This window comes from Nitrincola sp., assembly GCF_048264025.1.
Classification (GTDB): Bacteria; Pseudomonadota; Gammaproteobacteria; order Pseudomonadales; family Balneatricaceae; genus Nitrincola.
Window position 1 is genome coordinate 26973 of sequence record NZ_JBLXDN010000037.1, and the last position, 8346, is coordinate 35318.

14 protein-coding genes and 1 pseudogene are annotated in these 8346 nt (G+C 47.7%); all 15 read left to right on the forward strand.

The genetic code is table 11. The annotated features are described in order from the left end of the window. The first annotated feature begins 170 nt into the window (after positions 1-170). Positions 171-1067 (forward strand): GPO family capsid scaffolding protein, encoded by an 897-nt coding sequence (locus tag ACN0R1_RS17945; RefSeq protein ID WP_417585344.1) that lies wholly within the window; start codon positions 171-173, stop codon positions 1065-1067. After that, positions 1067-2077 (forward strand): phage major capsid protein, P2 family, encoded by a 1011-nt coding sequence (locus ACN0R1_RS17950; protein WP_417585346.1) that lies wholly within the window; start codon positions 1067-1069, stop codon positions 2075-2077. Before ACN0R1_RS17945 ends, ACN0R1_RS17950 begins: the two co-directional genes overlap by 1 nt. 10 nt (positions 2078-2087) lie before the next feature. Beyond that, on the forward strand, positions 2088-2810 hold the full coding sequence (gpM, locus tag ACN0R1_RS17955; protein ID WP_417585348.1) for a phage terminase small subunit: 723 nt from the start codon (positions 2088-2090) through the stop codon (positions 2808-2810). Between the two features lie 108 nt (positions 2811-2918). After that, positions 2919-3380, forward strand: a complete 462-nt coding sequence (locus tag ACN0R1_RS17960) for a head completion/stabilization protein (RefSeq protein ID WP_417585350.1) — start codon at positions 2919-2921, stop codon at positions 3378-3380. Next, the gene (locus tag ACN0R1_RS17965; RefSeq protein WP_417585352.1) at positions 3377-3868 is read left to right on the forward strand and encodes a phage tail protein; all 492 of its coding nucleotides are present in this window, start codon (positions 3377-3379) and stop codon (positions 3866-3868) included. Before ACN0R1_RS17960 ends, ACN0R1_RS17965 begins: the two co-directional genes overlap by 4 nt. Then, a complete protein-coding gene (locus ACN0R1_RS17970; protein WP_417585354.1) occupies positions 3855-4514 on the forward strand; it encodes a phage virion morphogenesis protein in 660 nt (219 codons plus the stop codon). The genes ACN0R1_RS17965 and ACN0R1_RS17970 overlap by 14 nt, the downstream gene beginning before the upstream one ends. Before the next feature lies 1 nt (position 4515). Further along, complete coding sequence (locus tag ACN0R1_RS17975) at positions 4516-5625, forward strand: DUF2586 domain-containing protein (RefSeq protein WP_417585356.1); 1110 nt, start codon at positions 4516-4518, stop codon at positions 5623-5625. Then, on the forward strand, positions 5622-6074 hold the full coding sequence (locus ACN0R1_RS17980) for a phage protein (RefSeq protein WP_417585358.1): 453 nt from the start codon (positions 5622-5624) through the stop codon (positions 6072-6074). Before ACN0R1_RS17975 ends, ACN0R1_RS17980 begins: the two co-directional genes overlap by 4 nt. A gap of 62 nt (positions 6075-6136) precedes the next feature. After that, positions 6137-6286, forward strand: coding sequence for a TraR/DksA C4-type zinc finger protein (locus tag ACN0R1_RS17985; protein WP_417585360.1), 150 nt, complete (start codon positions 6137-6139; stop codon positions 6284-6286). 3 nt (positions 6287-6289) lie between these two features. Next, positions 6290-6490 (forward strand): hypothetical protein, encoded by a 201-nt coding sequence (locus ACN0R1_RS17990; protein WP_417585362.1) that lies wholly within the window; start codon positions 6290-6292, stop codon positions 6488-6490. Then, positions 6477-7067 (forward strand): lysozyme, encoded by a 591-nt coding sequence (locus ACN0R1_RS17995; protein ID WP_417585364.1) that lies wholly within the window; start codon positions 6477-6479, stop codon positions 7065-7067. Before ACN0R1_RS17990 ends, ACN0R1_RS17995 begins: the two co-directional genes overlap by 14 nt. After that, a complete protein-coding gene (locus ACN0R1_RS18000) occupies positions 7036-7383 on the forward strand; it encodes a hypothetical protein (RefSeq protein WP_417585366.1) in 348 nt (115 codons plus the stop codon). Before ACN0R1_RS17995 ends, ACN0R1_RS18000 begins: the two co-directional genes overlap by 32 nt. 204 nt (positions 7384-7587) lie before the next feature. Continuing rightward, the gene (locus tag ACN0R1_RS18005; protein WP_417585368.1) at positions 7588-7872 is read left to right on the forward strand and encodes a putative phage tail assembly chaperone; all 285 of its coding nucleotides are present in this window, start codon (positions 7588-7590) and stop codon (positions 7870-7872) included. A 50-nt stretch (positions 7873-7922) separates the two neighbouring features. After that, on the forward strand, positions 7923-8057 hold the full coding sequence (locus tag ACN0R1_RS18010; RefSeq protein ID WP_417585370.1) for a DUF6890 family protein: 135 nt from the start codon (positions 7923-7925) through the stop codon (positions 8055-8057). Continuing rightward, positions 8054-8346, forward strand: a pseudogene (locus ACN0R1_RS18015) (phage tail tape measure protein); the annotation flags it as partial. The gene ACN0R1_RS18010 and the pseudogene ACN0R1_RS18015, both read left to right, overlap by 4 nt.

Below are 8346 nucleotides of genomic sequence, written 5' to 3' on the forward strand. Positions count from 1 at the left end.
CCTGAATCATACGCCCTCAAAACACACTGATTCGCCTACTAAAATTCCTGAAAATTCCGTTTTTCGCTCTATCCGAATTCACCCGAACACAAGTGGCTGAAAGGTCTTTTTTATCGGCGTATGGTTGCCACAAATCAATAGAAAACCGCATTAAGTGAGAGCCTTAAACCATGTCGAAAACCAGTGATTGGGTCATCGTTGCCACAGAAGGAAGCACCGTAGACGGGCGCAAAATTACTAAGTCGTGGATAAACGACATGGCAGCACTGTATTCAAAAGACGAATACACAGCCCTCATTTGGCCGGAACACTACCGCAGTTCTTGGGCACCATTTGAAGGTAAGAACTGGGGTGTGGTTGAAGAACTCAAAGCGGAAGTAAAAGACGACAAGCTACGTCTGTTTGCCAAAATTACGCCAAACCAATATTTGATGGATGCAAACAAAGACGGCCAGAAGCTCTTTACCTCTATTGAACCAAATCCCGATTACAAGGGAGAGGGGCGTTGCTATTTAGAGGGTCTAGCTGTGACTGACTCCCCAGCATCCACAGGTACAACGCAACTCAAATTCTCTCGCGGTAATGGAGTAGAAGTCTCCTTTGAAGCAGACGGACTAGAAGAAATCGACCTGTCCGACTGTTTCTCACTCTCAGACAAATTCTTTTCATACTGCAAAGCCTTTTTTACAGGTGGTGAACAGCCACAAGAACCAACTGATTCTCAGCCAGAGGACGAAGAACCAATGAACCAAGAACAGTTCAATCAAGTGATGACCGCTATTGGTGGCATCAGTACTAAGCAGGGTGAGCTAGAAGAGAAGTTCAACACTTTCTCCACTCAGCAAAAACCTGAAGCAGGCGGTGAAGACACACCGGAAGGAAAAACCTCTGGCGGTCAGGAAACTGGCATCTCGGCAGAGCAATTCAGCCAACTAACTGAACAGCTTAAAGGCATGGCCACTAAGCAAGATGAGTTAGCAACACAATTCAACCAGTTAAAACAACAAGGTCCTGATGATCAGGGTCCTGCTGAAACTGGCGGCACAACCACCGTGGAGGTGATCTAATGTTTAAGATGAGCGCATTAGCTGCATCGTGTCTTTTAACGTATAGCAACCAAGTGGTTGAAAATGCAGGTGCTCAGCTAGGAGCATTGCAGTTCAACTTAACACCTCCGATGGAGACAAAACTCCGTCAGGCAATTATGCAGTCAGATGCTTTCCTAAGCATGATCGCTTTGCTACCAGTTCAACAAATTACAGGTCAAGTGGTCGATGTTGGTGACGATGGTTTATCAACAGGTCGTGCTGCTGAACGCTTCAGTGTTGAAGTCGGACAAGACGGCAACACCTACACATTGGTGAAAACCGATTCTGGTGCTCACATCAAATGGGAAACCATGACTCAATGGGCGAATTCTGGCTCAAAAGATGAGTGGATGAAACTCATGAAAGGTGCGGTTTCACGTCGCTTTGCATTGGATATGCTGCGCATTGGTTTCAATGGTACGTCAGTTGCAGTTGTGACTGACCCAGTAGCTAACCCATTGGGTCAAGACGTTAACAAAGGTTGGCTAACCATTGTTAAAGAGAAGAAAGACGCCCAAGTTATTGCTGCACTTAATCTTGATGCAACGGGTGCCGCCGAGAACTCGTACAAGAATCTAGATTCATTGGTTCAAGACCTTATCAACACAACCATTGCGCCACAGCATCGTGAAGACCCTGATTTGGTGGTGTTGGTTGGTCATAACTTAGTGGCCGCAGAGCAACACCGTTTACTAGAATCTGCCAATGTTCCTAGCGAGCACAAAGCTGCTCAGTCATTGGCTAAGACAATTGCGGGTCGCAAAGCCTATACGCCTTCGTTTTTCCCATCAAACAGCATTTGGGTAACGACAACCAAAAACCTGCAAATCCTGACTCAGGAAGGTACTCAATGGCGTCGTCAGCAAAATAACGAAGACAAACTTCGTTTCGAAAATAACCACATCCGTATGGAAGGTTATGCGGTCGGCAATATGGATAAGTTCGCTGCTGTAGAAACAGTGACAGTAGTTGAACCAGTAGCGGGTTAAGGGGTAATTCATGGCTAGTCCAATCGCTCGTCAAAGAGCAGCTTTACTCGCAGCAGCTTCGTTAGGCAGTACAGCAGTGGCGCAAGTCGCCACCGCTGCAACCGTCGACAGCTTACACATTCGCTTGGTCGAATTCGAACAGGACAAACTCAAGTTAAAAGAGTTGGTTCAAAGAGCTGAGAAGGTCAACCACAAGCGTGATGTACTCATCCCGAAATACAAGCCAGTAGCTGAAGCCTACTTAGAAGCAGGTGAAAGCTACCAGAACCCGATTTTCACTGATTTGATTATCTGGTTGTTTGATGTGGGTGACTTAGAAACTGCGGTGAATTGGTTATTCAAAGCGATTGAATTGAACTTGCCTACCCCTGAAAACTTCAAACGTGAAAGTTGGGCTGTTGTCTGTGCTGACGCCGTTCTTGAATGGGCAGAAGCACAGCAAGGGAATGGACTTTCTGTTGAACCGTACTTCTCTCAGGTTCTGGAAAAAATCGCCACTGTCTGGAAGTTACCAGAGCAGTTAGAAGCTAAGTGGTACAAGTTCGCTGGTTATTCTCTCTTGCTAAATGACAAAAATGAACCGCAACCAAGCCAGGTCGGTGACATTGAAATTCTGGAAAAAGCAAAAGACTTGCTGAACAAAGCCAAAGAAAAGCACGAAAAAATCGGTGTAAAAACCAAGATTAACGATATTGAACAGCGTATTCGCGCTATTCAAGACGGTCGATTGTAACGACTCCTACGCCGCCGCGCTCGGCTGGCGAGGTTGCAATAACCTGCGTGGTTAATTGCTATACCGTCGACCCAGTGGCTAGAGCGCACCTATTTAAAAGGGTAATGCATGTTCAACGGCAAAGATGACAGTTATCAAGACACCGTGATCACAAACGATGGCTTCTGGCCTGATGTGAATGCCGGTGATTTTGAACGCCTACGTGGCACGCCTGCCGCGCAAGATGATGACCGAATCGCCTTTGCTGTTGTGAACGCCATTGCCTCAGTAAATAAGCAGCTAACCAAGCTGAAATCTGGGTACCAAACACAAGGTATTGCCAAAGCGGAAGACATTGAAGCACTCCCGAAAATCGGCGGCAAAAACCACATTGTAATCCAGTACCAAAGTGCAGTGTTTGCAAGAGCGAAAGCTGACCTGTTACCTGATTTCGCCACCGTGCACCAAAAGAAAGAGGGTGACCATTTAGCTGAAAGGTCATTGGAAACCAAAAACGAATTACTGGCTGAGAGCGAGCGCATTGTCCGCAACATGCTTGGCAAAGGTCGCGCAACGGTGGAGCTGATATGAGCTATCGCGTTGGTTACAAAATGCAGGCTTTACGCACGTTTATCGAACAGTGCGTAGGTAAGCAAATCGCGCAAAAGCTCGATGCAGAGATGGGCAATATCGAGCTGATTCTTTCGCCTCGCAATATGGGGCGCGGGATGGATATCGCTTACCAACGTTATACGGCTGAATTTCTTATCGACCGATTGCCGTTCAAGAAATACGACCCTGCGGTGTTGTTTGCCAATGTGGCTGCATGGTTGATGGATAACGACCAAGACCGCGAAGAACAGCTAGGCGAACTGAAAGACCCAGAAGTTGAAGTGGTTGTGGAAGACGAACAGAACGCCGAAGTGCTGATTCAAATCGTCTTTGAAGAGCCTATCAAAGTGGTGGAAGACGAAAGCGGCAACATCTACTGGCGCGGTAAGCAGTGGAAGATTGAAGAGTACGAAATCTGGGTGGCTGAGAACCTGCGTGATGTGGTGATCAAAAATGCTGAAGATTGAAGCGGATGAACGCAGTTATCTGAGGCTGAAAGAGCAACTGGCTCTGTTGAATCTGGATAAGAAAACACGCCAGAAGATGCTCAAGCGAATCGGTACTCAGATAGCCAAAACTACCCGTAAGAACATTCGAGCGCAACGTGACCCCGATGGTCGCCAATGGTCAAGGCGCAAGAAAGGTCGCAAGAAAATGCTTAGAGGGTTTACCCAAAAGCTCAAGCACTTTCAGCGCGACAGTAACAGAACTCTCTATGTTGGTTGGCCGAGTGCCCGAGGCAAAGTGGCCTATGAGCATCAACATGGATTAGCACAAAAAAGCGGTTTATCTGCCCGTAAGCGACAGGCGAAGAAAGACAAAGAACCTAAGCAGACAGACCCAGCAACCAAAGAACAAGCGCGTGCACTGCGTGATCTCGATTTTCGCTTGAAGCCTCAAGGGCGACAAAAGCGAGGCAAAAAGCCAACGCTGGCATGGATTAAAGAAAACATGACAGTGGGTGAAGCGGCAAAAACCATTCAGGAACTGGAAAACAAAACGCCAGCTCGTGATTGGGAAGTGGGAAGACCAGAACGCCGATTGATCGGAGTGAGCCCTAAGCGGCTGGCAATGATGATTAAACGGGAACTCAAGCGAAACAGGAGCAAATAACATGGCATGGCCTACCGTTATTATCAAAATCTTAAACCTGATGAACGGCCCGATTGCAGGCGTGGAATACCACTTCCTATATGTCATTCATGGCGTAGTGGAAGGCACAACCCGTAACCTCATCGTCGTTGATTCAACAACCGACCTAGAAGACAAACTCACAGGCGCAAGCGCGGAAGGTTTAGCCATTGTTCAAGCCGCTCAGTTAAACGGCAAGAGCGAATGGACGGCTGGCGTGATGATCCTAGATGAAGCCGATAACTGGCAAGATGCCATCAAACTAGCGAATGAAACGTCCAGCTTTGAGTTCTTCGTACTTGGTTTTGATGCCGACAAAGCCATTATCGAGGCTGCAATTGCACTTCGTACCACACTGAAAAGCTCATTAGGGCGTGAAGTGGGCGCACTGTGCCAACTGCCAATCATCAACAACGACCCAGACCAAGGTCAAACATGGGAAGAATGGCAAGCCGCGACCGTTGCACTGGTGAATGGTATTGCAAGCGAATATGTCTCTGTTGTGGCAAACGTTCACAAGGATGGAGATACGCTCGGCAAGTACGCAGGGCGTTTAGCAAACCAAGAAGTATCACTGGCGGATTCACCTGCGCGTGTGCAAACGGGTAGCGTTCTTGGTAGTACCGAGTTGATGACCGATAAGGACGGCAAAGCGTTAGAACTTGCAACGCTGAAGCTACTGAACTCAAACCGACTTTCAGTGCCGATGTGGTACCCAGATTACGCAGGGCAGTACTGGACAACGGGCAGCACGCTTGATGTCGCAGGCGGTGACTATCAAGACATTCGTCATATTCGTGTTGCGATGAAAGCCGCGCGTAAAGTGCGAATTCGCGGTATTGCTCGAATCGCTGACCGCACCTTTAACTCAACGCCATCCAGCACCGCAGCAGCGAAGCTTTACTTCACTAAAGACTTGCGCGAAATGGCGTTAACAGGTGTGCCAGGTGAAATCTATCCGCCGGAAGATGAAGACATCGACATCAAATGGGTGAATAGCACCGATGTAGAAATCTACATGAGCGTTCAGCCTTATGAGTGTCCGGTCAAAATCACCATCGCTATTTCCATTAAACAAGGAGCTACATCATGAGCCGTTTCTCAGGTCGCAGCTTTGATACCACGCTGTTTGGTGAATTTGTTCACGTCAAAAGCGCTACAGCAACCATTAACGATGAATCAGCAGCAGCGTTTACTCGTGGAGTAACCGATGGCTACACAGATGGCAAAGTGGCTTGTGATGTTGAAGTCGAACTTGACCTAAAACAGTTTAAGAAAGTCCATACCGCTGCCAAGAAAGCAGGTAGCTATCGAGGCATCAAGCCAGACGACATGATGTTCTACGCCGATAACGGTGAAGACGAAGACAAAGTGGAACTGTTTGGCGTCAAGTTCGTACTTGCAGATATCTTGAATATTGATCCAGAAAGTTCCGACAAAACCACTCGCAAACTGAAAGGTTTCGTCACCAGTCCGCTGTTCGTGAATATCAACGGTGTGCCGTATCTATCGAAAGAAGATACACGCGGTCTGATTAATTAAGGGGCGCAATGGACTTTTGTGATGATGCAAGCGCGACGGAAACCAAATTCCAGCAAATGGCTATGGCTAACCACTTGGCAGGGGCAAAGCCCTCTGCCAACACCGAAAGCCAAACACACTGCTTGGAATGTGGGGAAGAAATCCCACAAGGTCGCAGAGACGTAATAGAGGGGTGCCAATACTGCACCGCTTGTCAGGCAGAACGGGAGTGAAGAGTGAACGAGTGGTACGACAAAATCACCAATTACATTGTTTATCTCATGTCCGGTGCAGGCTTTTTCTTGGGCATGTTAACCATTGAGCAGTGGGTTTCTATCGTTATCGGTTTAGCTGCTTTGGCTGCAAACATTTGGCACAAACGAGCGATGCAGAACATCGCCAAAGAGAAAGGGATTTATATCAATGAAGATGGCTAAACGAATAATTTGCAGCGTTGCAGCCGTGATCGGTTTGGTCACAGGTGGCGCTGCACTTTATGGCGAGCAGTTAACTCAGCCAGTGGGTGAAGTCGTCATTCAGCAGCAAAACCTAGGTGAGCTGCGCATCAGCCCTAAAGGGTTGGGAATTACAGGCAACGCAGAAGGTTGTCAGTTAAATCCATACACCTGTCCGGCTGGTTTAGTCACCAATGGCATTGGTAACACCGTTGATGTTCCTGACCAAGTGGTGACGCTTGAACAAGTCGCCATTGATTGGGTGAAGAACTTACAACAAGCCGAACAGTGTATTAGCAAAGTGGAAGCTGCGGCCAATAAGCCCATGACACAAGGGCAGTTCGATGCGCTGACCTCCTTTGCCTTTAACACTGGGTGTGATCGGTTTATGCGAAACGCTGACCGTTCATCAACACGAATTTACCGCTATGCACTGCAAGGGAATTACCAAGCCGCCTGTAATGAATTGCCTTACTGGGTGTATGGCGGCGGTAAGAAATTGGCAGGCTTAGTGACAAGGCGAGGGCATGAATATGCTCGCTGCATGGAAGTGGATTAAGTGGGGCGCACTGGCGGCGCTGTTGTTCACTGTTTGGGTGTTGTGGTTAAAGCTTGATGCTAGCCAATTAGAGCAAAAAGCACTGAGTGACCAACTCACCAAAGCCAAAGCGGATAACAAAACCAACTTAACCACCATTGAATTTTTAAAGGGTGAAAGCGAACAGGCCAACAACCTGTTAGTTCAGAGACAACGGGAACACATAGCCGCAGAGGGAAAACTCAATGCAGACATGGCAGCACTTAAAGCAGAACTGGCAAATGTTCAGTGTTTTATCCCTAGCTCTGTTACTGACCGCTTGCGCGAACCCTACTGAAACCGTTGCAACGCAGGTGATCGTAAAACTGCCACCTGCAGGAATGTTAGTACCGTGCTTTAAACCACAAGTGAAAGGCACATGGCCGGAAGTGGTCAGCGAAGACATTCCCAAGTTAAAAACCGCACTGACAGAGTGCGACAACCAAATTGAAGACTATTTGAAATGGCGTGCAAAGCACGAACAACCAGAGAGAGAAACACCATGAGCACTAAACCAGCATTCACGAACAAACCTGTAGAGCTAACCATTGCAGGCATTGACTTTAAATTCACTCCGACCGTAGCCGATGCCAATAACTACATGAACGGTATGTCATTGGATAACAAAGTAGAGCCTGCACGTACCTACTTAGAGCGCACCGTCGATAAAGACCAAAAAGATGCGTTAGTCGAATTGTTGAATACCGTGCCGGGTTTGGTTACTGAACTGCATCAAATCGTTCATAACAAATCGAAAGGTGGCATCACCATTACGCTAAAAAACTAAAAGAGCGGGTAGAGCGCATTGACCAGAACGGACTGGAACAAGCGCTCACGTTGCGGCGGTACTTCCTCCCAAATGAGGATGACGAACCGCAAAGCCTAGCCCGCGCTCTTTGGCTGGATGAGCACATAAAGAAACGTGAAGAAATCGCCATCATGACTGCAATCTCAAGGCTGTTTAAGAAATGAATGAAAAACTGCTGATGACTATAGGCCTGATTGATCAGGTCACCAAACCACTGCAAGGCATTTCGAAAGAAATGCACAGCGCTATGGATACAGGCAAAAGCGGCCTGCAAGACATGGCGACAGGTGGTGCAGGTTTGGTCGCGGCAGGTTTTGCTATTCAAAACGCTTTGATGCCAGCTATTGAGATGGATCGGAAAATCGGTGAAGTGAAATCACTGGGCGTAACTGATGAAGCGCTTAAACAGCTTTCTCAAACTGCCTTAGAGTTCGCCAGTGAATACGGCAAATC